The sequence below is a fragment of the Planctomycetaceae bacterium genome (assembly GCA_041398825.1).
Taxonomy (GTDB): Bacteria; Planctomycetota; Planctomycetia; order Planctomycetales; family Planctomycetaceae; genus F1-80-MAGs062.
This window is the reverse complement of sequence record JAWKTX010000022.1, coordinates 20280-46848: the sequence shown is the minus strand read 5'-3', so window position 1 is coordinate 46848 and position 26569 is coordinate 20280. Positions and strand designations below refer to the sequence as shown.

The 26569-nt window shown below is 53.1% G+C and carries 24 protein-coding genes; 12 read left to right on the top strand and 12 right to left on the bottom strand.

The window, feature by feature from the left end:
- The first annotated feature begins 53 nt into the window (after positions 1 to 53).
- Positions 54 to 437 carry a hypothetical protein gene (locus R3C20_25130; protein ID MEZ6043793.1) on the top strand — a complete coding sequence of 128 codons (384 nt, stop codon included), beginning with the start codon at positions 54 to 56 and terminating at the stop codon, positions 435 to 437.
- A gap of 399 nt (positions 438 to 836) precedes the next feature.
- Here the strand turns inward: R3C20_25130 and R3C20_25125 are convergent, their stop codons facing one another.
- Together R3C20_25125 and R3C20_25120 are read right to left on the bottom strand one after the other, a co-directional pair.
- Positions 837 to 1262: a hypothetical protein gene (locus tag R3C20_25125; protein ID MEZ6043792.1), complete on the bottom strand. Its 426-nt coding sequence runs from the start codon at positions 1260 to 1262 to the stop codon at positions 837 to 839.
- A 257-nt stretch (positions 1263 to 1519) separates the two neighbouring features.
- Complete coding sequence (locus R3C20_25120; protein MEZ6043791.1) at positions 1520 to 2272, bottom strand: segregation/condensation protein A; 753 nt, start codon at positions 2270 to 2272, stop codon at positions 1520 to 1522.
- 537 nt (positions 2273 to 2809) lie between these two features.
- Here R3C20_25120 and R3C20_25115 point away from each other — a divergent pair.
- The gene (locus R3C20_25115; GenBank protein ID MEZ6043790.1) at positions 2810 to 3985 is read left to right on the top strand and encodes a hypothetical protein; all 1176 of its coding nucleotides are present in this window, start codon (positions 2810 to 2812) and stop codon (positions 3983 to 3985) included.
- A gap of 50 nt (positions 3986 to 4035) precedes the next feature.
- Positions 4036 to 5013, top strand: a complete 978-nt coding sequence (locus R3C20_25110) for a trypsin-like peptidase domain-containing protein (GenBank protein ID MEZ6043789.1) — start codon at positions 4036 to 4038, stop codon at positions 5011 to 5013.
- A gap of 58 nt (positions 5014 to 5071) precedes the next feature.
- Here R3C20_25110 and truA read toward each other — a convergent pair whose 3' ends face one another.
- Together truA and R3C20_25100 are read right to left on the bottom strand one after the other, a co-directional pair.
- Positions 5072 to 5971: a tRNA pseudouridine(38-40) synthase TruA gene (gene truA / locus R3C20_25105; GenBank protein ID MEZ6043788.1), complete on the bottom strand. Its 900-nt coding sequence runs from the start codon at positions 5969 to 5971 to the stop codon at positions 5072 to 5074.
- A gap of 34 nt (positions 5972 to 6005) precedes the next feature.
- On the bottom strand, positions 6006 to 6377 hold the full coding sequence (locus tag R3C20_25100) for a response regulator (protein ID MEZ6043787.1): 372 nt from the start codon (positions 6375 to 6377) through the stop codon (positions 6006 to 6008).
- Between the two features lie 231 nt (positions 6378 to 6608).
- Between R3C20_25100 and R3C20_25095 the strand changes: the two genes are divergently transcribed.
- The 7 genes from R3C20_25095 (at position 6609) to R3C20_25065 (ending at position 15060) form a co-directional block, all read left to right on the top strand.
- Positions 6609 to 6821 carry a hypothetical protein gene (locus R3C20_25095; GenBank protein MEZ6043786.1) on the top strand — a complete coding sequence of 71 codons (213 nt, stop codon included), beginning with the start codon at positions 6609 to 6611 and terminating at the stop codon, positions 6819 to 6821.
- 132 nt (positions 6822 to 6953) lie between these two features.
- Entirely contained in the window at positions 6954 to 8039 is a 1086-nt protein-coding gene (locus tag R3C20_25090; GenBank protein ID MEZ6043785.1) for a hypothetical protein, read from the top strand.
- Between the two features lie 182 nt (positions 8040 to 8221).
- Positions 8222 to 9322, top strand: coding sequence for a WD40 repeat domain-containing protein (locus tag R3C20_25085; protein ID MEZ6043784.1), 1101 nt, complete (start codon positions 8222 to 8224; stop codon positions 9320 to 9322).
- Positions 9323 to 10321: 999 nt separating this feature from the next.
- A complete protein-coding gene (locus R3C20_25080; protein MEZ6043783.1) occupies positions 10322 to 11236 on the top strand; it encodes an ATP-binding protein in 915 nt (304 codons plus the stop codon).
- 23 nt (positions 11237 to 11259) lie between these two features.
- Complete coding sequence (locus R3C20_25075) at positions 11260 to 12186, top strand: GGDEF domain-containing protein (protein ID MEZ6043782.1); 927 nt, start codon at positions 11260 to 11262, stop codon at positions 12184 to 12186.
- 33 nt (positions 12187 to 12219) lie between these two features.
- Entirely contained in the window at positions 12220 to 13206 is a 987-nt protein-coding gene (locus R3C20_25070) for a rhomboid family intramembrane serine protease (protein MEZ6043781.1), read from the top strand.
- A gap of 3 nt (positions 13207 to 13209) precedes the next feature.
- Positions 13210 to 15060, top strand: a complete 1851-nt coding sequence (locus R3C20_25065; GenBank protein ID MEZ6043780.1) for a carbamoyltransferase — start codon at positions 13210 to 13212, stop codon at positions 15058 to 15060.
- A 135-nt stretch (positions 15061 to 15195) separates the two neighbouring features.
- On the opposite strand, the gene R3C20_25060 is transcribed toward R3C20_25065, so the two are convergent.
- The 4 genes from R3C20_25060 to R3C20_25045 all read right to left on the bottom strand — a co-directional run bounded on the left by R3C20_25060 (position 15196) and on the right by R3C20_25045 (position 19508).
- A complete protein-coding gene (locus tag R3C20_25060; GenBank protein ID MEZ6043779.1) occupies positions 15196 to 17169 on the bottom strand; it encodes a hypothetical protein in 1974 nt (657 codons plus the stop codon).
- A gap of 82 nt (positions 17170 to 17251) precedes the next feature.
- Positions 17252 to 18442 (bottom strand): serine/threonine-protein kinase, encoded by a 1191-nt coding sequence (locus R3C20_25055; protein ID MEZ6043778.1) that lies wholly within the window; start codon positions 18440 to 18442, stop codon positions 17252 to 17254.
- 198 nt (positions 18443 to 18640) lie between these two features.
- Positions 18641 to 18772: a hypothetical protein gene (locus R3C20_25050; GenBank protein ID MEZ6043777.1), complete on the bottom strand. Its 132-nt coding sequence runs from the start codon at positions 18770 to 18772 to the stop codon at positions 18641 to 18643.
- A gap of 154 nt (positions 18773 to 18926) precedes the next feature.
- Positions 18927 to 19508: a sigma-70 family RNA polymerase sigma factor gene (locus R3C20_25045; protein ID MEZ6043776.1), complete on the bottom strand. Its 582-nt coding sequence runs from the start codon at positions 19506 to 19508 to the stop codon at positions 18927 to 18929.
- A 183-nt stretch (positions 19509 to 19691) separates the two neighbouring features.
- Between R3C20_25045 and R3C20_25040 the strand changes: the two genes are divergently transcribed.
- Complete coding sequence (locus R3C20_25040) at positions 19692 to 20504, top strand: hypothetical protein (GenBank protein ID MEZ6043775.1); 813 nt, start codon at positions 19692 to 19694, stop codon at positions 20502 to 20504.
- A gap of 41 nt (positions 20505 to 20545) precedes the next feature.
- Here R3C20_25040 and R3C20_25035 read toward each other — a convergent pair whose 3' ends face one another.
- Positions 20546 to 21715: a hypothetical protein gene (locus tag R3C20_25035; GenBank protein MEZ6043774.1), complete on the bottom strand. Its 1170-nt coding sequence runs from the start codon at positions 21713 to 21715 to the stop codon at positions 20546 to 20548.
- A gap of 285 nt (positions 21716 to 22000) precedes the next feature.
- Between R3C20_25035 and R3C20_25030 the strand changes: the two genes are divergently transcribed.
- Positions 22001 to 23593, top strand: coding sequence for a hypothetical protein (locus R3C20_25030; GenBank protein ID MEZ6043773.1), 1593 nt, complete (start codon positions 22001 to 22003; stop codon positions 23591 to 23593).
- Here R3C20_25030 and R3C20_25025 read toward each other — a convergent pair.
- From R3C20_25025 to R3C20_25015, 3 genes are all read right to left on the bottom strand, one after another.
- Positions 23583 to 24776, bottom strand: a complete 1194-nt coding sequence (locus R3C20_25025; GenBank protein MEZ6043772.1) for a pilus assembly protein TadG-related protein — start codon at positions 24774 to 24776, stop codon at positions 23583 to 23585. The two genes, R3C20_25030 and R3C20_25025, sit on opposite strands and share 11 nt — an antisense overlap.
- A 103-nt stretch (positions 24777 to 24879) precedes the next feature.
- Positions 24880 to 25611, bottom strand: coding sequence for a hypothetical protein (locus R3C20_25020; GenBank protein ID MEZ6043771.1), 732 nt, complete (start codon positions 25609 to 25611; stop codon positions 24880 to 24882).
- Between the two features lie 86 nt (positions 25612 to 25697).
- Positions 25698 to 26153 (bottom strand): TadE/TadG family type IV pilus assembly protein, encoded by a 456-nt coding sequence (locus tag R3C20_25015; protein ID MEZ6043770.1) that lies wholly within the window; start codon positions 26151 to 26153, stop codon positions 25698 to 25700.
- Positions 26154 to 26569: the final 416 nt, after the last annotated feature.

The window sequence follows — 26569 nt, the reverse complement described above, 5'->3', positions numbered from 1 at the left end:
CATCCCAGGATTCCGGGAACCCACATCGCTCTCAGCAAAGGTCACCATTCGCCATGAGTAATCCCTACATCTCTTTCGACGGCGAATCACCCTCCACCCTGCATCGCGAAGAAGCACTCAGGCATTCCGGGCTGGGCATTGCATCAACCATCCTGTCCGTTTTTTCCGGGATCTCCCTGTTTGTGGTCATGATTCTTGCAGGGTACCTCGAAATGACAACTCCCGGTGGTATGGATGAAGATGCGCCTCTGACCGCGATCATCGGCCTCGCGTTCCTGATGATGTTGTTTGGAATCTTCACATCACTCATTCTGGGATTCGTCGGACTCTTCCAGGTCGGTCGACGGAAATTGTTTGCAATTCTGGGGACATGCTTCAGCGCAATCGGCCTTCTGTTGTTCGGCGGACTTCTGCTGTTCGGCATGCTCGTAAGGTGAGTGAGTAAACGATCCGCCCCGCCCCGGGGCAGGAATTCGTCTTCCTGACACTTGATGAATCTCACACTTGATGAATCTTCATCCCGTTCAGGAGTTGATCCGGCGAGGCTGTGAATTCGGCGAGGCCTCGGCTTCGACCAACCGATGACGCAGAAGCTGCACCATTCAACGAAAAAGCCGAACAGCGCACGCCACCCACCCCGGCTCTCGGAGCGAATGAACCACTGTTCGGCAATCGTGGATTGATTTCGGATCAGGTCCTGTGCGACCTCAACCCCAGGAAACCGGAAGAAAAATCACCGGCAGTCTCCTTTTTGGGGCTGCAGAATCTGAGACCTTCCGTGGGCCCGGCAACTTTTCCGCGAACCGGCCCCGATTCATCAAATGGATCTCGAAGCCTTAGTCGAAGTCCACTTTATATCGGTATCCACCGTCCCGGCGGTAATCCAGTTTCACTTCGACGTCTCGTGGACGACCATGTCGACCATAAACAACCGGAACAGAACCGTACGACACCGCGTTGTAGGTTGCGACACGCGGCGCCAGGTAGTAACCCGCGGTCGAATAGCGTGGAACCATCGGAGCGTATCCGTAAGATGCTACCGTCAAAGGTGTTACAGAAACAGTCGCGACCGGAACAACGTACGCGGGCTGATAAACTACGGGCGGGGAATACACGACCGGTGCCGCATAGGCAGGCACAGCGTAGGCAGCCGGCACCCCGTAAACAGCGCCGTAATTGTGGATGTGAAAATGGTCACCGGCCGCTGCGGTCGAACTGACTGCAAACAAACCGCACAGTAAAGCGATTGTTCTAATCGTCATGAGCTAATCCCCCGTTTACTCGATTTCACCCTTCACTGGTCGCAGCAAGGACCTGAATTCTGCGAAGGGCATTGAATTTCGCTTCCACAGCCCGGAACGCAATTCGGGCTCACAGAACACCCAGATTCTACCGTCCAGGCAACCCGTGTCATCTGTTTGGTTTAGCGAATTTACGGAACCTCAATTTCCCGGAAGCCAATTGAGGTCATTTCGAGCGAGGGCGTTACAGGAGCGTTGCTGACAATCTCCCCGAATTTTCAAAGAATTCGGGGCCGCGGTGTGTGCGGCGGTAGTATCCAGATTTCACCGAAGTCAACCGGCTGCTCAGCCCGGTAGTCTTCGTGTCGAATGAGTTCCAGGATCGCCAGAAAGATGCCCGCAATCCGTGACTGGATTTTTTCGCCATCGAAGAACGAACTGAAAGCGGCCCTGCCCTCTTCTGCCACAATCGCTCGAATGCGTTCCTGGAAGACTCCGATGGGCGTCTCGTCCAGACGAACGGTTCCTTCTCGATCCATCACGGGAATTTTCACGACCCGAGACAGTGCACTAACAAGGTCCCAGAGTTCCACTTCGCGAATCTTATCGAGCGCTCGATTGCGCTGTAAATCAGGCTTATCGTCACTGAGCCGCGGATATCGCTCAAGCCATTCTGCCGCTCGATCTTCGAGCACCGTTGTCGCTTCCTTGTATTTGCGATATGCAAGCAGTTTTGCAATCAACCCCGAACCGGGATCGTCCTCCACCTCGGATTCCTGAGCTTCTTCTTCCTGAACCGGAAGCACTTCTCGACTCTTGATCTCCAGCAGGGTACTGGCGATCACGACGAAATCGCCGATGAAATCAAAGTCCAGGAACTCGAGAACGTCGATGTACTGCTGGAAATCCGCAGTGATTTTCGACAGCGAAATGGAACAGATGTCGACTTCGTGACGCCGGACCAGATACAGCAGCAGGTCCATGGGTCCCTGATACTGTCCAAGATCAATTCGATAGTCCGTTAGTATCATGCCATTTTCATCCAGATCGTCGTTTCATCCGGCCCTTAACGCCGGATTTCCATCGGTCGATTGTCGACCAGGCCTTCTCTGCAGCCGACAGTCGCTGGTCCTGCAAATGAATTCAGGTCCGCTCATCGTTGTCGATGCGCGCAAATCTTCCACGGAACGACAAAGTTTACCCAGTCTGCATCGTCTGCCGGACTGGCAAAGCTTGAACCAAAGCTGCACAATCGTGCCCGGGATCGCTGGCACAGAAGTCATGATTGCAAACGATGCCTGCATCCCATCTGAGTGACTGGTAGACCCCACCAAATGACTGCCCGGCATTTCACAACGTGTCACCTGTTTCGTTTGACGTTCGGAAGCCTTGGGAATTCCTGTAAATTCCGCTACAAGAGGCACTTTCAACCCTGTTGCAATGCAGAACGACGCTCCGGTTTCAGTGTGGAAATCACGCAGAGGCGGTTGTTTGTGTGAACGGCAATTGAATCCGGCAGAAACTGGATTCCCAAAGACAAAACTGCCCGATTTTAGACGAGTCATGCCATGAAACGTTTCTGTCAATCAGGCTCTTCAGCCACCCGCCAGCGCGTGGGCAACCACTGTTGGCATATCGCAGTTGCATTCACTGTGACCACAATCAGCATCCTGGGGTGTGGCAGATCAGAAACGTCCACCGGGCAGCCGGCTGACACGGCAGACGTTGCCTCGGCTTCCTCAAATTCCGGTGTTTCCGATGCGGTGGAGTCCCAGGCCAGTCCAAAGCAAGCCTCCAGGAAGCGGGGGCGAGACGAAGTCTGGGTTGATGAGAACGGCCAGAAATGGTTTGGAAACGTCCCCTATGATGTCTTCTTCGATCAGCCGCTCTCGATTGCTGCGAACCAAACACCAGTAGGCGGCGGAGCACTCGTCAATCCTGAGATGGATGCAACAGAGAACATTGCATCCAGCATGACAAATTCCAGTAATGCTCCGCCTGTCAAGGAGAATCAAACGGAAGCACCTGTCGAAGTTTCCGGAGGCGCTGCGGGCTGGGGTGATCTGATTTCTGCCACCGACCTGGACGACGAAGTGAAAACGGTACGAAACTTTCTGAATGAAAATCTTCAGTCCGTGGGCAATTTCAATTCTTCCATGCTGATGATTCCCCCCAAGGCAGCGACAATTGGAGTGCTCGCCGGAGTCGCAATGCAGCATCCTGACGCGATTACATGGAAAGACGACGCGAATTACGTGCGGGATATTGCCAAACAAATGAACGCATCAACGCTGCAGCGTGGGGCCAAAGACCAGCGGCGAATTCTTGCACTCTACGAAGCGATGTCCGATACACTCAACAGATCGCGTCCCGCAGATCTCGCGGAGCCTCCTGAAGGGGACACGTTTGCGGATGTGTCTGAAATGCGACTGGTGATGATGCGAATGGAGGAAGCCGAAAAACGAATGCGTACAGAGGCAGGCAGCGAGAGTTCCTTTGGTACAAACAAAGATATGGTCAGGCACGAAGCCTCAATCCTTGCGACAATGACTCGTGCCATTACCCAGTCCGGCTACGGCTACGAAGACGACCCGGAATTTGTCAAATTTGCGGAAGCAATCGTCGACGCCTCCATCGCAATTCGCGAGGCGAGTGAGTCGGGTGACTTTGCGACCTACGAACTATCGCTTTCCAGGATTTCTACAAACTGTCAGGCGTGCCATTCACAATACAAGAACGACTGAACACGGCGATGAATTCCACATACCGTCAATCCGATATCAAAAGAAGCACCATGTTGTCCCAACTGAAATCACAGCAGAATCTTGCAGGTCGTATATTCTTGACGCTCGTTCTGGCTGCGATCTGCGGTGGACTTGTCAATGCCGACAGCATCGTCCTGAAGTCAGGACAGCGAATTGATGGCGAAGTACTGAAGGTCCAGAAGGACACACTCTTCGTTGACATCGGAGTAGACGTGATTCGAGTTCCCGTCGATCAAATCGCCGAACGAATTGAATCAAAGCCCGAATCCACAACGCCAAAGTCAAATACTGCCGGTATCTTCCAGACAGCAGACCTGCCGGAACGCACAGTCAAAGAACTTGTCTCGCGTTATGGTGAAGGTGTGGTGCTGATCCAGACACCTGATGGACTTGGTTCGGGTTTTATCATCAATGAACGAGGCTACTGCGTCACGAACTTCCATGTTGTGGAAGGTCAAACGCGTGTCGCAGTGACCATCTTTCACCGCAGCGAAAACGGTGATTTTGAACGAGTGGCCATCCGTGATGTCAGGATTCTGTCACTGAATCCTTATTTCGACCTCGCATTGCTCGAAATACCCTCGCAAAAAGATCTGAAGTTTCGACCAGTGTTCATCGCAGACGATGACTCTCAGCGAGAGGGCGACAACGTCTTTGCGATTGGCAGCCCACTTGGACTCGAACGATCCGTCTCTGAAGGAATTATCAGTACGCGAAACCGAAACATGGACGGCATCGTCTACATTCAGACGACAGCACAGATAAACCCAGGCAATAGTGGCGGGCCGTTGTTTAACACAAAAGGCGAAGTCGTTGGCGTGATCAACATGAAACTGACGTTTGGAGAAGGACTTGGTTTCGCAATCCCCGTTGCATACCTGAAACACTTCCTGCGAAATCGAGATGCCTTTGCGTTCGACAGAACGAACCCCAACACCGGCTATCACTACCTGACGCCACCACGTCGAACAAATCCGGGACAACCCTACGAGGTCGAAAAGAAGTAGGCCATCGAGAGAAGAACAGCTCGCGTCAACGACCGATATCGACGGCTGCTCAATCGATTCAGTCCGCGTCATCCGGGCGAAGTAACTCGGGGGGATAAAAAACCTCCGTCAGGCATAGTCCCTGGGCCAGTGACGTCATCCCGGCCTGTTTACGGTCCATGGATTCTATCACGCGTTGCATGTCATCCGGCGGCCGCTGCCCAACACCAATGCGAATCAGAGTCCCGACGATCGCCCGGACCATGTTGTACAGAAAACCATCGGCCTGAACTTCGAACATGACAAAAGGACAGCACTTCGAATCGCCACTGCGCATTTGCGAGATGTGTGAATCATCGCTATGCCATTCGTGACCACTTTGCCAGGGAGTCCATGCCGACAGGCGTCGAATCTCTGCCCGTTCAATCGTGCGAATACTCGTCGCCTTGTTGGGGTAGCGAGTTTCGAAACACCGAAAGTCATGCGTGCCAAGCAAATGAATCAGCGACTGCTGCATGGCAGGGACATCAAGTTCGTTGCGAATACAATTGACGTATCGTCGAACAAAGGGAGGGCAAACGGTTCCGTCGAACAGCATGTATCGATAGATCTTGCGTACCGCCGAAAATGTCGCATGAAACTTCATCGACACGTCTTCGGCTTTCACAATGACAATATCGATGGGCAGAAAACTCTGCAGGCCGCGCCGGATCTGATTCGCCGGAATCTGTGAGGACGTCCGGAAACTCGCAACCTGTCCAACGGCGTGAACACCGGCATCGGTTCTGCCAGCGCACAGAACAGCGCTGCGAACGCCAGTCAGTTTTTCAACGGCTCGTTCCACACATTCCTGGACAGTAGTGACGCGGGGCTGGATCTGCCAGCCACTGTAATTTGTGCCGTCGTAGGCAATTGTCAGCATAATATTACGAGTGAAGCCACAGGCGGCTGCCTGATTCTCCGCCTCGTCCGACGCCATCCGATCTTCGTCCGGTATTGGATCCATAGAACGACTACAACCCCAGGGCGGCAGCAACCCGCGCACGCGTTTCGGGAGCGGCCAGCTCTGCTTTACCGAATCCATAAAGCGCACCGGCGGCGACTGCCTTCTCCTGCCACTCAGAAAAATTTGAAACGAGCATCACGGCGACCGATGCGGTTGTCGGGTCGGCCTTCAGAGCTTTTAGTATCTCCATGCCATCGCTGTAGTCGGCGTCCAGTTTTCGGTTGATCAATACCAAATCCGGGCTCTCCGTTTTTACGGCATCAATTGCATCTTCGGCGTAGTCTGCAGTCGTGACAGACACCTCAAAAGCAGACGTTAAGAAATGTGAAATTGCGGCCTGATCCGGACGACACTGACCCACGCTCAAAACAGTCTTCATACTTTTTCAGTCGCTCCAATGAACCCGATTGCGTCATACGTCACCTGGCAGCCTGTTGAAGAACGGGACTGCCTCAAGCAGGAGACCTGAAAACACGATGGTTTCCAGTTGTCCTGCGTGCCTGTCACGATTTTTCAACGGACAGCCAGGAACCACGTGTTTTGTCATATTTCGCCGCATCGAATGCAAGGGCTTCTGATGGATGTCTCAGCATCAGGCAAAGGTTGTTTGATGCAGAACTCAGCCTCGTTGGTTTCCGGCACTCAATGCAAGCGAGATTCTGATTCCAGCCCGGACGTTTATCCGGGAACCACCAGCATTCTCTGGCGGAAAAAGCTCCTGCAGGCAGCCGTTGCCGAGTTGGCTGACCCGGAATCCCGGGTGAAAAAAAACATTGCGGCCCAGGTGATTGATTGCTCCAGTTGCTTCAGGCGAGGTGATTGAAAAGCCTCTCACCCTCAACCAACGACAGAATATCGGGAGTTTTTTAACGATCGATGTCCGATTTACGGTGGCGTTGCGTTTGAGATGGTGGAAGAGACCGAAATCCCTCCAGAGCCAGCAGGAAATTCTTCAATGAAACGATACACAACGCATCGAGCACTATTGCCGTTCGTGGCCGTAGCCCTTGCATTTACATCCGTGTCAACATGTCGAACCGCGGAGGCAGGCCCGGCCCTCACTGAAGCGTTTACGTCTGAAGTCGACAGATTTCGCATAGAATTTCCGGCTGCACCGACACTGGAAATTGTGAAGATAACCAACTTCAAAAAGTTGCCTGCGGAGCGTCGAGAGTGGTCGGCAACCCGGGATGGTGTGAAGTTCGGCGTCACTGTCGATCAGGTAAAGAACCTGTCGGACACAGAAGAAAACGTCATGGATGATTTCCGAAGGAAAATCATCGATTCACTGGATAGTGAGACGGCACTGAAATCAGAAAAGCAACTGACCCTACCCGGAGACATCGAAGCGCGTGAACTGCAGGTCTTCCTGCCAGATTCCATCATCACCATGCGTCTGCGGTTCTTTGTCGTTGGAAAGTTCTTTTACGGAATTGCCGTCATCGGCGGCCCTGCCCAGGTTGAGAACCGTGAAGCAGAGAAGTTCGTGAATTCCTTCGAGTCGCTCGATCTGAAGGCTCCATCGAAGAAAAAAAGGAAACGCTCCGTCAATGGCGGCAGCTCCGGCCCGATCGATGCGAAAGGGCTCCAGTACCTCCAGTCAAAGATCGGTGGTTTTGAGATGTACACAATCGCCCAGCCAAAACTCATCCAGCAGAGCAACACGCTGCCGTGCGGCGATGAATTGCAAATGAACTTCTTTGTTATGGGCGCACGCCCGTCACTGCTGCTGGTTGTACATGCAGACCTGCAGGATGGCATGTTCGAAAGTGAGAGAGAACTTGTCGAGACACTCCGATCGGCTGCAGACACCGTCGGCCGGGAAATGGGTGGTACGGTACGGTCATTCCAGAGATTGCCCGACCAGAATGATCAGGCAGAATGGTCAGTCGCTATTGATGCCAACGAGGGCGGGTCAAACATACGCGGACGAATGATCATTCGCGGGACCCGCTTCTATCAGGTCTATGCCGTTGGATCCGAATCATTCGTCCAAAGCCGCACGGCCGTGACAGCGCTGGACTCCTTCGATTTGCTCTGACAATTACTCGCAGGGCAACGCAATCAAATCGAAAGAACCGGGCGGCATCTGCAAAGCGATCACTATTCATCGCTCACTTTCATGCGGCCATCCACCAGAAACTTATGGCCGGTACGCGGCACACGGCAGCACCGTAAATGACAGCTAACGCTAAGCTAAGGTCTGAGGAAAGGTCGGTGAACATGAATTTTGCAGCAATCCCATTCGTCGTCTCAGCATTACTCTGCATTGCAACCAGTGCTGCCGGTCAGGACGCCGGGTCAAACACAGAGATCCGGTCAAACCCGGACATCAGGAAAGATGCTGTTTCAAAAAAAGCTGCCGGCGCGTATTCAGAAATCCAGTCCGCACCGTCAGAAACCGGTGCAACGGTCACAGCACTCGCATTTAATGGCGATGCCAGCATCCTCGCTCGAGGCCAGTCCGACGGGACACTTGTCGCTCACAATATTGGAAAAGATGAAAGAGCATGGCGGGTTCGACTGGAGGGTGTCACCGACATGCTGTCGATTCCTGAAGCAGATGCACTGGCCGTTTTCAGTGGCACTTCGGAACGCTCGGGTGACATCAAACTGTTCGACTGGCAGACCGGTGAGCAGCTCGGCCGAGTGGGACCGTACGCGGGAGGACGCAATGGATTCTCGTTGCACCGATCGACAGGAACGCTGGCGTTTATCTCAGCAGGCAATCAGATTGATTTTGTGGACCTGAAATCCTCAAAGCTGTTGGCACCAATCCAGACCGACCACGACGAATCGATCTGCTCAATTGCCTTTAACCATGACGCGACCAAACTTTACGTTGGTTCTGAAAGTGGCGTCATCACAGCAATCAGCATGGGGCAGACACCACGGGAGTCCGTCACGCTGTTCGACGCATCGTCCAGAATCATGGATCTCAAGGTCCAACCTGGAGTCGGCACAGTGATCGCTGCTGGTTGCAAGAATGGATCGATTCACCTTTACAACGACGATGGCAAGGCTGAGAAACCTCATATCACGCGGCTGAGTTACAGTAGTATTTCAAAGTTCCACTTCTCACCGCTCCACCCGGACGTCCTGATTGTTGGTACGCAGGCGCTTTCCTTTGTTGACTGCACAACGGGTGAAAGACTGGTGGATGACATGCTTCTGAGCGACAATCCGGGATCTGTTTGGGGCTTCGCGATTTCAGACGATGGCAGCCACATGGCTACCGGTCATCGCAGAGGTCAGACCTGCGAATTCAGGAACAGCGGTTTCCAGGTATTTGCCAGTGAAATCGTCAAAGGGTTCAAAGAGTAGACCACCGCGGCGATACGAATCAACAAAATACTCTTCCTCGGAAACAGCATCACACTTCACGGTCCGGCACCGCAAATTGGCTGTGGTGTGCCCTGGTTGAAATGGTCGGGTAGGAATGAGGCCGATCTGCTTGAGTTAATCCGCGCCGCCGAATGGGTCTGAACATTACAGGCATGCCTTTCTAAGCCATCGCTTCCAGGCACCTGCGTACATTCGTGGTGTATGGCTGCGATTGCTTCCGCAGAACTGAAATTGGAACCTGGCCAGCACAACCTCCGCAACTTCAGAAACAGCCGCATTTGTTGTGCGAGAGGTCAAACCAATTCAAATGCAGGGTGGACCACGGACACTCGAATCACACAAGAATCGTCTTTGGTACCCGTCTCTGCATGTGATCCGGGGAAACACAATTCCGGGGCGTTCTGGCTCGATAATCTGTTCCGGAGTATCGAATGACTGCGTCAGGATCGAACAGACGACGCAATCATGATCATGCCAAGGGATTGAAGTCTCTGCCCCGCAAGGTGAATCGAATGCAATTCCATCGTGGTGGAGGCCCCGGTGAATGGGGTTGTTGTTGTGATGGTGGCAACAATTCCATCGAACGACCTGGTCGTGACGAATATGCAGCTTCGGACAGGTGCCGGTGCCCAATGAGTGGACGCACACATCCTGCTGAAAATGGATGGTTTGTCCGAATAGGATCGCGCAGAAGAAGACCGCAAAGGCGGTACACCTTGCAAGCATTTCGACGTTTAACCATCGATCCGTCCCAATAGGACCTTCAGCACAAGTGGAGCCGATCAGAAAACCGAACCGTACTTAAAGCACTGAACCGTGCGGCTCAGGATTGCAGACCATCACTCCCAACCGTACCGGAGAACGAATTCCGTACCGAATTCAGAGAAGGCTGCGCCGAATTGCCCCGATTTTATGACATAAACTTCTGGATTGGACCTCAGGACGAAGTTTTCGCCTCCCCATACTCGACCTATTTCGATGCAGATTCTTGTCATTTCTAACCGAGCAGTTTTCTTCCTGGACATATTCGGGATCGGCCAGAAACTGGCTCCTGAGCTCCTGGTTGAGCACAAATCGCTGGAAGAGTGGGAACGAACAGACCTCGCTTCGGTACAAAACGGGACCTGGTTAATCCTCGATGCCGAAGTGGCTTCATCACTGGACTTACTTGACGCCCAGCCATCCAGTTCAGACAAACCCTATGCGATAATGAAGTGTGTGAAGAATGATTCGGGACTTCGTGTCAGTGAATGGGAATCCCTGAGCCGTGACATACTGACCCTTCGGATACGGGGAATTGGCATGATGATACAACCAGAGCAACAAATCCGGGAAACAGTTGTCCTGGAGTCGGAATATCTTCGTGGCACAGAGTTTGTGATACCCACACAAACTCGTTTTATACCGGTGATACGCAATCGACTGCTGCAGAGTATCCCGGACTTCGAGATTGCCAGCGACTCAGCTTCCAACCACTTCTGTATGGCGCTGGAGGAAGCCCTGGCCAATGCTTTTTATCACGGCAACCTCGAACTTTGTTCGTCACTCAAAGAAGATGGTTCCTCCAGATTTCTGGAGATGGCAGCGGAAAGAGAAGACCGGGATCCATGGAAGTCCCGCGTTGTCACCATCCATGAATTAGCAGGACGTCCCGGACTTTGGCTCACAATCACGGACCAGGGTCGCGGGTTTGATGTTGAGGCGGCCTTCGAACGGGCCAATGATCCGGAGCAGATTCTGGCAAGCGGCCGTGGCTTGATGATGATGCAGGCGTTTTCAGATGAGCTGTTCTTTAACAAACCAGGCAACCAGGTGACGATGGTACTTTATTCGCGTGCAGCCAACCGGACTGAACCGATTCAGCAATCCGCGATTTTCAAACCCTGCTCATAACAGCATCGAGCTTAGTTCCGGCCATGAACCAACCGACGCAAAAAGTAGAAGTCATCTCACTCGCGGAAACGAACGCCAGCGGTTTCGATTTAAACTGTATGCAGGAACCGGATATGCCGCGGGGCTGCCTGCTGCAAATCTACCCTGCCCGTCCCGACGTACATATGATTCGGATTCACCAGCGGCGAGCGATTCTCGGAAGAGATCTTAACTGTCAGATTGCAATCGAAGATTCTGCCGCATCGAGACATCATGCCGCGATCATTTTTGAAGACGCAGGGTACCTGATTCAGGATCTGAACAGTACAAACGGAACCTATGTCAACGACGCCCGAATCAGCGGATCACTTGCCCTGAAAGGCGGAGAGCTCATCCGCCTGGGTGGTACGATTTTCAAATTTCTGTCGTCATTCGATCAGGAAGCTCAGTATCACACGGTGGTTCAGGATCTTATGGTCCGGGATTCTCTGACCAATGCATTCAACCGCAGTTATTTGATTCCAACACTCCAGTCACTCCTGAAGAAGTGCCAGTCGTCAGACGCACGCGTCGCAATGATTATGATGGATATCGACCTGTTCAAGGCCATCAATGACAAACACGGCCATCTGGTCGGCGACGAAGTGCTCCGGGTTTTCTGCGAACGAGTTCGAGATCAACTCAGGCCGGAAGATTTTCTGGCACGCTGGGGTGGAGAAGAATTTATTGTCATTGCAAAGCAGGTTACCCTGAAGGAAGCAAGGCGAATTGCAGAACGCATCCGTCTGGCCATTTCATCCACCAGTTTTCAGACACAGTCAGGGCCAATTACGGTTACCTGCAGTTTGGGGATCGCTTGCGCGAATGGCAAGACATCTTATTCCGTGGATCAATTCATCGGAATTGCCGATCACTGGTTGTATGTTGCCAAGAAATCTGGTCGCAATAATGTTCAGTCAACGGATCCCTGAAACATGATCCACTTCATTATCAGGTTGTGAATCATGCGGGAAATCGGAAGGCTTGAGAACGAAGATCAGGCTCTGCACTTCGTTTGTTACCTGCTTGTACTGGGGATCACGTCTTCACTCGAGGAAGAAGACGGCGCGTGGACGCTCTGGGTCGAAAACGACGATCAGGTCCAGCAGGCAAAGAATCTTCTGGAGACATTTCTGCAGAATCCGTCTGCTGAGGTCTACAAAGAATCCGTACAGGAAATCAAAAGACGCAGGTCGAAGCTGAATCAGTCTGCGGTTGCTGCAGGCACTGACACCGTCAGTATCAGGAGTCGCTGGGAACAACCGTGGTGGCGTATCTATCCGGCCACTCAGGCTCTCATGATCATCAGCATTCTTGTGGTCGCGCTCTGTACACGCTGGCCTCCCCAAATGGACAATTCGATGGGGATGCCACAAACGTGCAACAATCTGGATTCTCCGTTGCTGAAGAACCTCTGGATACAAGACTGGTCCACGCCGACTTACGTACTTTCGGTCTTCGGTGTCCAACTCTATTCGCACCACAACGAAACGCTGACGGAGACGATGTCGCGGGGTGAAGTCTGGCGACTGGTTACGCCGGTTTTTATCCACATGAATGTGCTGCATATCCTGTTCAACCTGATGTGGCTGCGCAACCTTGGCATTGCCGTCGAATTCGTACGAGGGACCCGCAGGTTCCTGGCTCTGGTAATCATTGTCGCAGTGGTCTCAAATCTGACGCAGTTCTATTACTCCGGCCCCAGATTTGGTGGCATGTCAGGAGTCGTATTCGGGCTCATCGGATACATCTGGATGAAGGGCTTAACTCAACCAAAACTTGGTATAGGTTTGATGTCCAGTCAGGTTGTCTATTCCATTGCCTGGCTCTTACTGTGCATGACAGGTGCTCTGGGTCCTGTCGCAAACGCGTGCCACGTTAGTGGCTTTGCTACAGGCATCCTGATCGGCGCGAGGCAGGCAATCATCGCCTTTCCAGCAAGAAAGAAATGAAGCTTGACTGCGATTCTCGGCATATCCGCCCTTTACCACGACTCCGCGGCAACACTGGTGGTTGACGGACAAATTGTGGCGGCGGCGCAGGAAGAACGATTCAGCAGAAAGAAACATGACGAACGATTTCCGGCAAATGCAGTCGAGTACTGTCTGCAACAATTCGGAATCACCGCTGCCGACCTGAACTACGTGGGCTTCTATGAAAAGCCACTGACACACTTCGATCGTCTGCTCGAAACGTGGCTTGCCTTTGCACCACGCGGTTACCGGGCGTTTCGTCGGGGGCTTCCGCTCTGGCTCCGCCAGAAACTACACATTCCGGGAGAATTGCGGGCCGGTATCGGAGGCGGCTACAAGGGGCGAGTTGTATTCACGCAGCATCACGAATCACATGCTGCCAGCGCGTTTTATCCGTCGCCTTTTCAGGAGGCAGCGATACTCACGATGGACGGTGTGGGAGAATGGGCCACTACCTGCATTGGTATGGGGCGAGATCACCGCATTGAACTCTGCCAGGAGATTCGATTTCCACATTCGCTGGGATTGCTCTATTCGGCGTTCACATACTACACCGGGTTCCGGGTCAACAGTGGTGAATACAAACTGATGGGGCTGGCTCCTTATGGCAAACCGATCTATCGCGATCTGATCCTGAATCATCTGATTGATGTGAAAGAAGATGGCTCATTCCGAATGGATATGAGCTACTTCAACTATTGCCACGGCCTCACGATGACGTCGCCAGAGTTTCACCGACTGTTCAGAGGTGCGCCTCGAACACCAGAAGAACCGCTGACACAACGCGACATGGATTTGGCGGCGTCCGTCCAGAGTGTCACAGAAGACATCATGATGAAACTCGCCCGTCAGGCACACAAAATCACGGGCATGAAACATCTCGTTCTGGCCGGTGGAGTCGCACTGAACTGCGTTGGTAACGGCCATATTCTGAGACACGGTCCTTTCGAGGATGTCTGGATCCAGCCAGCATCCGGTGACGCGGGTGGTTCCCTGGGGAATGCACTTTTTATCTGGCATCAACTACTGAATAAGCCCCGCCGCGCTGAAACTCCGGACGGCCAGGCGGGCTCCCTGCTGGGCCCCGAATTTTCAGATCAGCAGATTCTTGACACTCTGAAGTCCCAGGGTGTCACCTATTCAAAGTGTGATAATGAAATGGAATTGTGTGAACTTGTCGCGAATCTGCTCTCACAGGGAAACGTTGTCGGATGGTTCCAGGGACGTATGGAGTTCGGACCGCGGGCACTGGGCAACCGCAGCATTCTCGGAGATGCCCGCAACCCAAAGATGCAGTCCGTGATGAATCTGAAAATCAAATTCCGCGAATCATTTCGTCCGTTTGCTCCGGTCGTTCTGAAAGAAGAAGCATCCGAGTACTTTGAGCTGAAACAGGGAACTGAAAGTCCTTATATGCTGGTTGTCGGGCCAGTGATTCCCGGTCGTCGGCTGGCTGATACCCCCGAAACATCCGCTGGTGACCATCGGTTTGGGATTGATCGCCTGAATGAAGTTCGGTCTCAAGTCCCCGCCGTGACTCACGTCGACTATTCAGCCCGGGTGCAAACCGTTGATAAGATCCGAAATCCACTTCTGCATCAGCTACTGACGGCCTTTCATCAGCAAACAGGATGCCCCGTGCTGATCAACACCAGCTTCAACGTGCGAAGCGAACCGATCGTTTGCACTCCACACGATGCACTGAAATGTTTTCAGATGACCGATATGGATGTACTGGTTCTGGGGAAATTCGTCATTCGCAAGTCAGACCAGAATCCCGGGGCCACCGCTGCCGAACGAAAATCTCATCTTGACCAGTTCTCCCCGGACTGAACTCGGCAGGACATGCAGGTCCATTCATACCGACAATCAAAGCACTGCGAATAGCGGGATTCGAAAGATACCCGGAAAACAGAAACGCCGCACAGCATATTCTGAAACGACCGGCCACCTGCCACCCGCAGTGCGTCAGTTCTGGTGAACACGAATGGGTTCAGATTCGACGGAATCTCTGTCAGCTTTCCGACTTTCCTCGTTGCTTCGCACCGCATCGTCAGATGGCTGGTTCGGCATGAGTTCCGGCGATTTTTTGATCAGATCCTCATAGAGTTTCAGCATTGTCAGGGCTCGCTGATACTGAATTTCGCATTTTTGCAATTCCGTCTCTGCGTCCAGTTGTTCGATCGCACTGGCGGCGTTTCGTTCCGCCAGTTGATTCATTCTTTTTGCTCTGGTACCGGCCGCATGCAACGCAACTTCCGCTTCCTTCGCATCCAGTTGCAACAATTCAAGCTGAGCCTGATAAGTATCCCACGTCTGCTGCCAGTCGCGGCGAGTTTCATCTAACTGCGACGAGACTTCCACCACTTCCTTCTGAAGCATTCCCATGCGAGAGGCGATCCCCTGTGCAGGCAATGCACCGGATTGCCGAAGCGCTTCGAGCGATTGACTTCTTTCAGCGAGTACAGCATTCAGTTCCCGCGTGGCCGCCCGAAACCGTCTGAGTTTTTGAGCCAATTCTTCAGCGGCAGCAAGCCGATGATCTGCGGTAACGTTTACTCTGGAAGTGGCTTGCAAATCACGACCTGGCTCCAATTGTGATTCCGCATGCAAGCTGATTGATTCTCGGTCGGAAGCCGTTGACAGTCCGGCACCGGTACCATTGGGGACAACGCTTTCAGTCGGACGATCCCATCGTGTCGCATTGCCGGTGGCACTGACCAGTTGTTCGATCCGCTGATTCACAATTCGATTCCTGTTCTGACGGCGGGTTTCCAGATTGGACCGGATGATTGTCAGTTTGTCCTGCATGCGCTGAGTCTCCAGTGACTGGATTTCAAAGCGCACCTGGAACGACTGCTCAATCAGTTTCCTGAGGGCAGTCCTGTGAGCCGATGGTTCCGCTGAAGAGCGTGCCTCAGAAGCAATCTGCTGACATTGGTCTTCGATACTCTTCAACCTGACCGATAGCGATGCAATTTCTTCCGCAGCTTTTGCGAGATTCCCCTTCGCGACATCCACGTCGGATATCCCGAAGTCCGACGGATCGCTCTGCACAGCAGCCGGCTCGTCCGGATGATCTGCTGTTTCCCCCGCGACCGAGTCTTTTGCTGACGATGCCTGCAACTGGTTCAATTTTGTCTTTGCAGCCTCCAGCGCACTTTTGCGAATGCCCTCAACCATGATCTGTCTGGTTGCTCCTGTTTTCGACGTCAAAGACGGCTGGACTCCCGTGAAGTTTGCACCCAGATATTGTCCGTATTCGTTGTCGTCAGCATTCAGCCATTGTACGAATTGCTGCTCAAGATCGGCATGCTCTCTGCGGGAATAAAGAAACGTGAAAGAGTCACCCTGCAGTTCCGGATCGGTGGGTGATGTCCATCGACCTGTCGACGCCGCAAAGGTATAGAGGTGACCGTTCCAGTTGCCTCTCACCAAATCATGGTCAACGATCGGAAGATTCGCGTTGTTCATTGCCACCTTAACCACATCCCAACGGCCGGCCATGCTGCTGTAAGCAGCAATGGCGTCGTCGAGAACAACGGCGGCGACGGAATCGCCGACAACCGGAAGAAGGCTTCGATGCGGGCTGACATGTACACTCAACTTCGTCCATTCGCCCTTCGTGAGGCTGAACCCACGCAGCTCATCATTGCCTTCCGACCACGAAATGATCACTGAACCCGACTGAACAAACCGCTTCGTTGCTGTCCGTGATAATCCAGGGCCACCAGGATCCAGGTCCAGACTATCCGAACTGAGACCGCCTGAGCCCGGTAGATTCGGTTCGCCCATCCGGGATGCAGACGTTTCCGATTTCGACGGATTGTTGTCCTTCGAATTCTGTGAAATGGGTTCGTCAGCCAGACCAATTGGCATGACCACGATCACAGCAAACAGTTTTAAAACAGCCAGTTTCACAAGGTGAATCCCGTTCCACATGTTCAATCTCCTCTGCAGTATCACAGTGTCTGAATCGTCAATTCGTGTTTTCAATTTCAAGAGGCCTTCCCGCTATCTGCCTTCACGGCAGTTCGCTTGTGTCTTCCAACAGCTGATCAATTTCTTCATGCAGTTGCTCAATGTCGAAGCTCGGATCATCTGGGAGATCATGACTGCTGCCTGCAGAGAAACCTGCCGATTGTCCAGTTGCTGAGACTCCGGATCCTGATGACGATGGAATCGGAGTCAGCAGCTTACCGCTGGCCAGGGAATTGCGATCAACAGCAGTCTGGCTATCTGTACCGTACTCGGCTTGAAAGTCGTTTGATGGTCCCTCAACCAGAGTCGCAGTTTGATAAGCAATCAAAACCAGCAACAAACCTCCACCAATAGTTGCCAGCCAGAGTCGCCACTGCGACAACGGCCCGGACGACTTGACCAGAGATCGAGCAGTGATCGGGAGTGGTATCGCCGCAGGCTGCTGGACATGGGCAAGGCAGTCTTCCAGCAACTCTGCAACGGCTTCTGCCGTCTGAAACCGATCTGCTGCAGACTTCTCCAGAAGTCTCAGAATAATGGCACAAAGCCACTCGGGTACTTCAGGATTCAGTTCTCTCACTGCCCGTGGTGTTTCATCCGTGACCCGGCGAAGAATACCGTAGCTGGTTTCCGCTCGAAACGGGGGCCGACCGGTTGCCATCACATACAACACGCTTCCAAGGCTGAACAAATCGCTGCGTGGATCAACGGCGTCCCCGCGCGCCTGTTCGGGCGACATATACTGGGGCGTGCCCGCAATTAAACCGGTCCGAGTCAGTGAGGCATCGTCCACCGCGCGCGCTAACCCGAAATCGGTCAGCATGACACGTTCCACACCTCGTTCCAACAGGATGTTTGCCGGCTTAACATCCCGATGCACCAGGCCCTGGGCGTGCGCTGCCTGCAGACCTCTTGCGACCTGAAGACCAATACGAAGGACATCAACGACCGACAGGCCGCCCACCCTGTCGATCCGTTGCTGAAGCGATTCGCAGTCGACACAGGGCATGATCAGGAATGGCAATTGCCCGGTTGAATTCACACTCAGAATTGGCATGACCGCAGGATGAACGATCGCGGCGGTAGCCTGCGCTTCTCTCGCAAAACGCTGGCGAGCTGCAGCACTGGCTGCCAAATGGGGAGCCATCACCTTGACGGCGACGAGTCGATTCAGTTCGGGCTGAAATCCTTTCAGCACGATACCATTTCCTCCATGGCCGATCACTGATTTGATTTCAATATCTGCCAGGCGACCAATGGAGTCGACCTGATCTGACGGGCTGAGAAAATCGACGGCAAAGTCAGCGGGAAACTGCTCTGGAGGCTGCAGCGGTTTGACGAATTCACCCGCCGAATCAGACAGGGAATTCGCGTGTTCCAGACGCAGGACGGCGCTGATCTGATGCCATGCGGCATCATCGGCTGCCAGATGTTACAACCTGCTGCGACACGTCTTACAACCATTCAGGTGCATCGCGATCTGCTCTTCCTGAATCTCCGTCAGCGCGTCGGCAAGCAGCAGTCGCAACAGTTCTTCACTGCATTGTGAGGCAATTGGTTGCATAGTTTCTGCCGATCAATTTCAAAATGAGAGACGGGGCCACCCCTCTGAAGTTTTCAAATGGAACAAGCTTCTCACTGGAAACGACAAGAGCCAGCCGTTGAAACCGCACGCAATGTCAGTGTTGGCCACAGCGATAGCCACGAAGACAGACGGCTTAGTCGTTGAGCTCCTGAATCTTCTTCCTGATACGGGACATGATTCGACTGCGTGACATGTAAATACTTCCCGGGGTAATGCCCAGTTGTTGCGCGACTTCACCCACAGACAAACCTTCGATGACCGTCAACCAGAATGCAGACCAACTGGACTCCAGAAACTCATGGCGCACCTGCTCTGCGGCCCAGACGATCAACTCATGCCGATATCGTGCGTCATCGCCGGGATCGGGCACTGCCGGCACACTGCGAAGCTGTTCGACCCATTCGGTTCCGCCGGGGCCAGCGGCCTGCTTCCGTTCGCGGGTCATGAACTTAATAACGACGTGGCGAGAAACAGTTGTCAGCCATCGACGAAAAGACTCCGGACGATCATCAGGACTCCAGTTTTCGACGGATCGACCGATAGCGATCAGAATCTGCTGCGTGACATCGGGTACATGATGCTCCGGAACGCCCTGTCGAGAAACCAGTTTCCTCAGAAAGGATTCGTAAGTCGTCACGAACTCGCGCCATGCTGGTTCATCTTGCTCATTCCTGAGCCGCACAATCAGACTATGGCGTGTTTCCGGATGTGGCATATTCGTATCCTCCGTTGATACAGTCCCCGATTCGTGCAAAATCTCACGGCACAATTCCGGATTTTGCAGAATTCAGCATCAACGAACTCAGGTTGTTACACTGCTGAAACCGCCGATCTCCCAGTTTCCCCGGCTATGAACAGGATTTTGAGCTCAAGCCTCAATGTAAATCAGAGGACCCAGATGTTCGACAGGCTCTTAACCCGGCTGCAGCGTCATCTCGGACGTTACGCCATCCCCAACCTGACCATCCTGCTGATCTTCGGCCAGGTCGCTGTTTTCGTGCTTTCATCGGGAAACCCCGAACTAATCGGCAACATCGTGATGGATGTGGGTGCAGTAAAACGGGGCGACTGGCATCGGCTGCTGACGTTTCTGTTTGTCCCTGTCGGAAGCCACCCTGTCTGGGCATTTTTCTACTACTGGCTGTTCTACATGATGGGGACAGCGCTGGAGCAGTACTGGGGAACGTTTCGCTACAACATGTTCCTATTGATTGGCTACATCTCGACGCTGATCGCGGCATTCATCCTGCCAAATGGATTCGCCACAAATGCCTTCCTGCAGGGAACCGTTTTTCTTGCGTTCGCATTCCTGAACCCGGATTTCACTTTGCACCTCTTCTTCATCCTGCCGGTAAAGATTAAGTGGCTGGCGATGCTGACATGGATTGGTTACGGACTGGGAGTCATCGTCGGAACCTGGCCCCTTAAGCTGACCATCATCGCGTCAGTGCTGAATTTCCTGTTGTTCTTTGCCGGCGACATTCGCTACCGCATTCTTGGCGGACACCGGCACATGAAACGGCAATTCCGACAATTGTCTGACAAACCGGCCGAGTACTTTCATAAGTGCACGATTTGTCAGATCACGGACAAGACACACCCACAAATGGATTTTCGATACTGCGCTGAGTGCGACGGCGACCTCTGCTACTGCGCAGAACATATTCGAAATCACGAACACGTGACCAGCGGCAAATCCATGTCGCATTGATTCGACGCTGGAAACCGAATCCGGAATCGGCGTCGGATCACTCACAAACTGATTTCGTCGTCATATTCGCTCGTGTCAAACTCTTCGTCCTCTTCATCGACGTCTTCGTCGTCCGGTCGCAGCCAGATATCACACTGGATCGGCTTTGCAATCGAACCCTGAAGTGCCCAGGCTTCGGACTGCCCTGCAACCTGAAGCAGTTTTTCGAAGGCTTTTGGCACAGGTTCACGTCGCAGCAGAGCTTTGAGTTTCTCAAAAATACGGGCTTGTCGCCGGGTTTCAGCATCCGAATCTTCATCGTCCATGTTCGCATCCGCCAGTTCAAAATCGGGGAACACAGCCATCATCATTTGTTCCGGCTGGATGCGATTATGTATTACGGTCAATCGATGCTGAATCCGATCGAACTGCGCGTCTGTCAGGCTCTGATCCTTTTTCCAAAGCTGCAGCGCCTTTTCAGAAAGAAACTCGCTGATGGCTCTTTTCCATGCTGACTGGACCTGATCAACGAATTCGTCGGTCGCTTCGTCGCCGTTGATTTCTGCCATACGGCGAATTTCCTGTTCCGTCGGACCTCCTCGTTCAATGTTCCAGTTCATTGTTCGTGCATAGGCGGCTTCAACCACATAGGCAAATTTTTCGCGATCCGCGGGCATAATGTTGTTAACAGGAGACTCTTCCAGAACTCTCTGCATGAGTTCTTCGACTGAAGATTCCGGAAGAAAAACCGCATGCGCGCCGGGCGGCATGTTCATGCCGTCGTACTTCGAATTCGAAGCTGTCCAGCTTGCCATATCCGTGTATCGCCTGCTCACATCGCAAATTGCGCCACCAACGGGATGGTCATAGACAATTGCGAACAGCCGATGCTCCGCGTGAATCCAGCCTCGAATTCCGAGCGGCATGTTTGTGACGTCAAAATCCGCCACCCGCTCAAACCCAAGTCCATCAAACTGTTCACTCAGACGCTCAACATCATCGATGTGATGAAACGGTGAATCTTCGTCGTCATCGGATTCGTGCAACTTCAAATGCATTCGGAACGGGGGCACCATGGAACCGGACATGGCCTGTTCCAGCGCCTTTTCGATGATGCCTCCAAAGTTCTGGGTAAACTTACGAATCTTGCGTCGAATAAACCAAAAGGCGAGGGCTCCGACAAGTATAAGAGCGACAAAGAACCCCGCTACGATTTGTAAAAACAAAGTCATCTGTACTCGCCCTGGACAAACAACGTTCCGGCACAACTCTGAGACAGGTGCCAGGGGCGAAAACCGGTTTTTCGCTCCCATTCTGGTGGCTGGCATCTCGCCGCGCGAGCAAAGGCTACCAGGAAATGTAACACGTCGCGAGTATTTCGCGGGATTCCGGACAACGGATTGAATCTTCGGTCTGGTTGTGGCATTCTTTCAGCTCGAACAGGCTGCCCGGCGTTCAGAACCCTCCTTCATCCACCCGAAAGTCTCGGGAACATGCAACCGACACAGAAAAATACCATGCCATGCTGGTTTCTGATCGGATTGTGGGCGTCGAGCATTCTGCTGCCAAAAGCCACCGGGCAGCAAATCGCGGTATCGGAAGACGATGGGATCCTGGCCGCGGTGGTGATTCGATCGAGTCTTGTCGAAAAACGGGTTCAGGAACAGCGACGCGAATCTGAGCCGGTAACGAAAGAACTGCTTGGAAATCCTGTTCAGGGATGTCAGACGACCATCACTGAAACCCGTCTCCGAATTGTTCCTGATGCCCGCTGGCTGCACGCAGAGATCATTACTTCAGGCACAGTGACCAGCCGCACCGAAACCAGAAATCCACAGGCGCTGATTCACAGCGACGGATTGCATCGTTTTGAAATCACCAAACCCGTCTACATCAACGGACCGCAGCTGCTTACCAACAAAGGCTACGGCGTGATCCAGGCTTCGCAGAACCCCGTTCGCGTGATGAGCATTGCCAGTATGCTGCCATTAATCGGCCCGGCCGCAGATCAGATCGCCTGGTCCGAGGTCCTGCGGCGATCACCCCGGATCGACCGCGCTCTGGCCGAAGATCTGTCGCGCGACATTATCCCGCGTGTCGACGCTGGGGTCGATGCCGAGTTATCAAAACTCAATTCGACCATCCAGTCGATCATCCCGCGTGTGGAATCGCTACTTCAGGTGTCCGGGCAGCAGCTATCGACTGATTCAACGGAGCAGTCCGTACGAGGTTTGATTCTCTCGAAGGAGCTGGCCGGTCAGCTTGTCCTGAGGCAACCAAACCCTGATCGTGAACGCGTCGCGCCGGACATAGAACTCGCAGACAAAGAAGACGTGTTAGTTGTTCTCAATGACCACCTGCTGAACGATGTTATCAACCGTTTCGTACCCGGCGGTCTGATCATCACAGACAACCAACTCAACCGACTCCGGGCCGGATTGTCGAAACTACTCCAATCCGACGATTCGCCCGGGATGACGCTGGACGTTATTCAGCGACAAGCCGAGCGTATTGCGGCAGACCTTTTCACTCCTGAGGCTGGCGTTGCCACGGTCTTCTCTGTGGAACTTGCCGCTCAGGCTCCGCTTCAGGTCATTTTTTCACAGGGTCGTATTACGCTCAGATTAACACTGCGTGTCATCCCGACATTCGGAGGAACCAGCCAGTGGATGGTGATCGAATCCCGGTGGAAAGGTATCACAGTCGATGACAATCGCTGGGCGCTGACAAATGATGGAATCACGGTCATTCCAGTGAAGCAACAGCTTTCGGAGGATTTTTCGCAGCCCCTTCGCATTCCGCAGGGTTCAGAACCTGCCTCCCAACCGGACGGTCCGACTCAGGAACAGTACACAGCCGGTGACCCGCCAAACGTGATGACGACACTGGTCGAACAAATGAGCCGAAAGCTCTTAAACGACTTAACTCCGCCAGCCATTCCGAGAGAATTCTCGATGCAGGCTTTGGCGGAGTTAACGGACGTTTCAGTGCTGTCAGGTTCTGTTACAGAAGAGGCCCCCGGAAGTTATCGCATTCATCGAATCCGAGCGGATCGACATCGACTCATTCTGTCGCTGCGTCAAGTCGAAGCTGGCCGAACTAGCGAATGAGGTAAGGCTGACTGACAATGGAATCGAACTGGATATCTCCATTGGATCGAATGACATACGGTGACGAAAACTCGGCTGGCTGTACCATCAGGTAACGACTCTTGGGGCCACCCTTCAGATTCACAGCCATGATTCGCACGCCCACAAATTTCACGACCGTGTAGTTGGCATTGTTTCCCGGCCCGGATACCTGAGTGAAGATCGGTATAGCTCGCACCTGACCAATAATGCTCTTCAATGACGCTTCAATTCCGGCACTGATGCCCGGATCTCCGTTCAACTGAACCGGATGCTCGAAAGAACACATGAGTTCACCATTTGGAAAGTAGCTCATGTCATATTCATTCAGCCCATTGACAATCTGACGCTTCAGGTCGGCGGTGCTGTTATTTGGACTGCCCAGATCGACTGTGCCGCGATTTCCAGGTGGTAAACTCGTATTGACATCCGGGTAGATGTCAAACTCCAGAACGCCGTCTGAGCCAGACAGGATTCCACCGGTAGAATTCGCATAGCGATAGACATCTTTGAATGTGGACGACGTGCCCCCACTTGAATTTCCAGCTGCAGCAACCATCAGACTTTCCCACGTCTGCAGATCCACAGCTATCGGAAGGATATCAACGGTTTCGTTTGGCTTCGGTTTTTCGAAACCGTTAATCGGTGCGACTGAGGCAATGCTGGAAGCCGCGACGTCGTGACTTGAGATGCCGAGGAAACGAGCGAATGTCATGGGTAATGCGCTGTTCGTTGCAGCTGTTCGCCGCGCGGTCACTTCGACCATGTTGTATGGCTGGACGCCCCATTGCATCAACCACTCCTGGTTCGCTTCGTCCCAGCTGCGATTTCCAAACCGAACGTCACGCGTATCTACGGCAATCGTGGACTGGACGTCCCCACTTCGGAACCGCCCCACCATTTCGACTGCTCTTGCCCTGGCTGCAGTTTCTGCTTCGGCTGGAGTCAGCGTCGCTGAGGGACCAAACGCCCGAAGTAGCTCTTTGGCGGTGGCATGCGCAGCTGAGTCTGCGGCATTCTGCAGCTGCCCCTTGGTCACGGTGATCATACCAAGGTCCACAGTGAAGGCTGCAAACGCCATTACAATGGCCATTACAACCGCTGCCATCACAAGGATGGATCCTTCTCGCTTTGGTGGCTGATTGATCTTAACGCTTATTCTCATGACCTGTCTCCAATTGGAAGAACGCCCGGATTTTCCTGATAAACCAGTGAATGCTGAACACCAAAACAGAAGCCACTCTTGAGGGAAGAAACAGGCCCGTTCTTTATTCAAGAACGCTTGAGTAGTAGTCCAGCATGATCGCGCCTTCCACTTCCACATACCGTTTCGCGTAGCGAACGGTTGTATCGGTCTCGACGTCTCCGTTGGAGTAGTAGCGGCGACACTCCTTCATATACATTGACGCGACACGATGTGCACCGACGTGAACGCTGCTTGATGCCACAGAAAACTCGGGTGAGTAATCATCGAGAGTGGCGTCTTCCATCCGGAGCCCCAGTACCATGACATCGTTATTCAGATTGCCCCACGATTTGGAGGCTACCTTCTTGACGATCAGCAGTAAGTCGGCATTGTCGAAATATTCTTCCTGCAGAACTCGAAGCCCGACTGTGTACTGCAATCGATCATAGCTGTGACGCAGTCGACGATCGTAAGCGAAAGAACGAGCCCAGTTTAGATCTTCTCCCGTTCGCCCCTGAAGCTGAATTCCTCCTTCGTTGAAGGTTGGGAAGGAGTTGTGGTTGAGTTCAACCATGCCATAAAGTCCCGACAGAGTCTGTACCGGGGAGATCACATTGATGATCTGCGGGCTGCAGGAATCCTCGTCAGCTTCTGTGATCAGCGCTTCCCAGTCTTCTTCAACCTTGATCAGAGTTCGTTCTTCTTCCGCCTGAAGCGAATTTGATGCTGAAGCGAGGCACAGCCCCGTAAGCAAGAGACCGACTCTGCGGGCACACAGGCCCCGCAATGTCTTCGGGATGGTTGAAGTGACCATGGCATTGTTCTCCCCTGAATTGTCGAGATGGAATTTGGTGTATTCACCGGTTCTTGAATCGTGCCTGACTGAGCAGATTCGGAACTCTACTCGTGCCGCATAGCACACTGCCCACGCAGGGACCGACCAGACAGCCAACGGGACAGCGCATAGCTGCAGGATTCCTGAGGAACCAGAACGTCGACTTCAATCAAGTCTCGAGGCTTTGCCAGACTGACGTCCGTTAGCGTTTGCCCGGTGGATTCGGAGGTCACCGCGATCGTGACAGTCACTGCACCAATCGGGCAGTTGACCGTGTTGACAACCAGATCCCTGACGTCGGCAGTCACATTCGCGTTCGTCGATCCATCAAGGATCGCCTGTCGACAACCCTCGCGTGCAGCAGCGTTCAGCATCTGACTCACCGACATCGCTCGACCAAATTCAATAATGCCGATCAGCGTCATCATGAACACCGGCAGGACTGCAGCAAGTTCCACAATGGCCGCGCCTTTGCGATCTCTGAACCGAAATCGACGGGGGTTTCTGGTGACGTACTGCATGATTCTACTTTCGTGTTGCTCAAAAGACGCTGGAGGAAACAGAAGGGCCCGCAACGACAGTAACCTGGCACGGAGAATTGTGAATTCTGTGCACGACAACCTTGCTTCCTGACAGCGACAAGAAAAGGCCAAAAAATCGACGGCGGCACAGGATTGATGTCAGTTATTCGGTTTTGTTGGGGCGGTAGGATGTCGTTCTGTTTCTTAAAGAACTGTTGAAAAACAGCGACTGGTGAAATTCCGCAGGATGATGCATCCAGGCGACTCAGTGTTGGCAATCCGCCACACAAAATTTGCAAAACCCGCACGGTTGCACGCCTGTGACGCAGGAACCCCCAGCCCATTGGGGGCAAATACGCAACATTCGAGGCATCGGAGGCATCACTCCGCCTGCCTTGCTACACTTTCCCAGGCGT

Bases quoted from the DNA above. Each gene is read 5' to 3' on its own strand.
- R3C20_25130 (MEZ6043793.1), top strand. From the start codon at position 54: ATGAGTAATCCCTACATCTCTTTCGACGGCGAATCACCCTCCACCCTG.
- R3C20_25125 (MEZ6043792.1), bottom strand. From the start codon at position 1,262: ATGACGATTAGAACAATCGCTTTACTGTGCGGTTTGTTTGCAGTCAGT.
- R3C20_25120 (MEZ6043791.1), bottom strand. From the start codon at position 2,272: ATGATACTAACGGACTATCGAATTGATCTTGGACAGTATCAGGGACCC.
- R3C20_25115 (MEZ6043790.1), top strand. From the start codon at position 2,810: ATGAAACGTTTCTGTCAATCAGGCTCTTCAGCCACCCGCCAGCGCGTG.
- R3C20_25110 (MEZ6043789.1), top strand. From the start codon at position 4,036: ATGTTGTCCCAACTGAAATCACAGCAGAATCTTGCAGGTCGTATATTC.
- truA (MEZ6043788.1), bottom strand. From the start codon at position 5,971: ATGGCGTCGGACGAGGCGGAGAATCAGGCAGCCGCCTGTGGCTTCACT.
- R3C20_25100 (MEZ6043787.1), bottom strand. From the start codon at position 6,377: ATGAAGACTGTTTTGAGCGTGGGTCAGTGTCGTCCGGATCAGGCCGCA.
- R3C20_25095 (MEZ6043786.1), top strand. From the start codon at position 6,609: ATGCAGAACTCAGCCTCGTTGGTTTCCGGCACTCAATGCAAGCGAGAT.
- R3C20_25090 (MEZ6043785.1), top strand. From the start codon at position 6,954: ATGAAACGATACACAACGCATCGAGCACTATTGCCGTTCGTGGCCGTA.
- R3C20_25085 (MEZ6043784.1), top strand. From the start codon at position 8,222: ATGAATTTTGCAGCAATCCCATTCGTCGTCTCAGCATTACTCTGCATT.
- R3C20_25080 (MEZ6043783.1), top strand. From the start codon at position 10,322: ATGCAGATTCTTGTCATTTCTAACCGAGCAGTTTTCTTCCTGGACATA.
- R3C20_25075 (MEZ6043782.1), top strand. From the start codon at position 11,260: ATGAACCAACCGACGCAAAAAGTAGAAGTCATCTCACTCGCGGAAACG.
- R3C20_25070 (MEZ6043781.1), top strand. From the start codon at position 12,220: ATGCGGGAAATCGGAAGGCTTGAGAACGAAGATCAGGCTCTGCACTTC.
- R3C20_25060 (MEZ6043779.1), bottom strand. From the start codon at position 17,169: ATGTGGAACGGGATTCACCTTGTGAAACTGGCTGTTTTAAAACTGTTT.
- R3C20_25050 (MEZ6043777.1), bottom strand. From the start codon at position 18,772: ATGCAACCAATTGCCTCACAATGCAGTGAAGAACTGTTGCGACTGCTG.
- R3C20_25045 (MEZ6043776.1), bottom strand. From the start codon at position 19,508: ATGCCACATCCGGAAACACGCCATAGTCTGATTGTGCGGCTCAGGAAT.
- R3C20_25040 (MEZ6043775.1), top strand. From the start codon at position 19,692: ATGTTCGACAGGCTCTTAACCCGGCTGCAGCGTCATCTCGGACGTTAC.
- R3C20_25035 (MEZ6043774.1), bottom strand. From the start codon at position 21,715: ATGACTTTGTTTTTACAAATCGTAGCGGGGTTCTTTGTCGCTCTTATA.
- R3C20_25030 (MEZ6043773.1), top strand. From the start codon at position 22,001: ATGCCATGCTGGTTTCTGATCGGATTGTGGGCGTCGAGCATTCTGCTG.
- R3C20_25025 (MEZ6043772.1), bottom strand. From the start codon at position 24,776: ATGAGAATAAGCGTTAAGATCAATCAGCCACCAAAGCGAGAAGGATCC.
- R3C20_25020 (MEZ6043771.1), bottom strand. From the start codon at position 25,611: ATGGTCACTTCAACCATCCCGAAGACATTGCGGGGCCTGTGTGCCCGC.
- R3C20_25015 (MEZ6043770.1), bottom strand. From the start codon at position 26,153: ATGCAGTACGTCACCAGAAACCCCCGTCGATTTCGGTTCAGAGATCGC.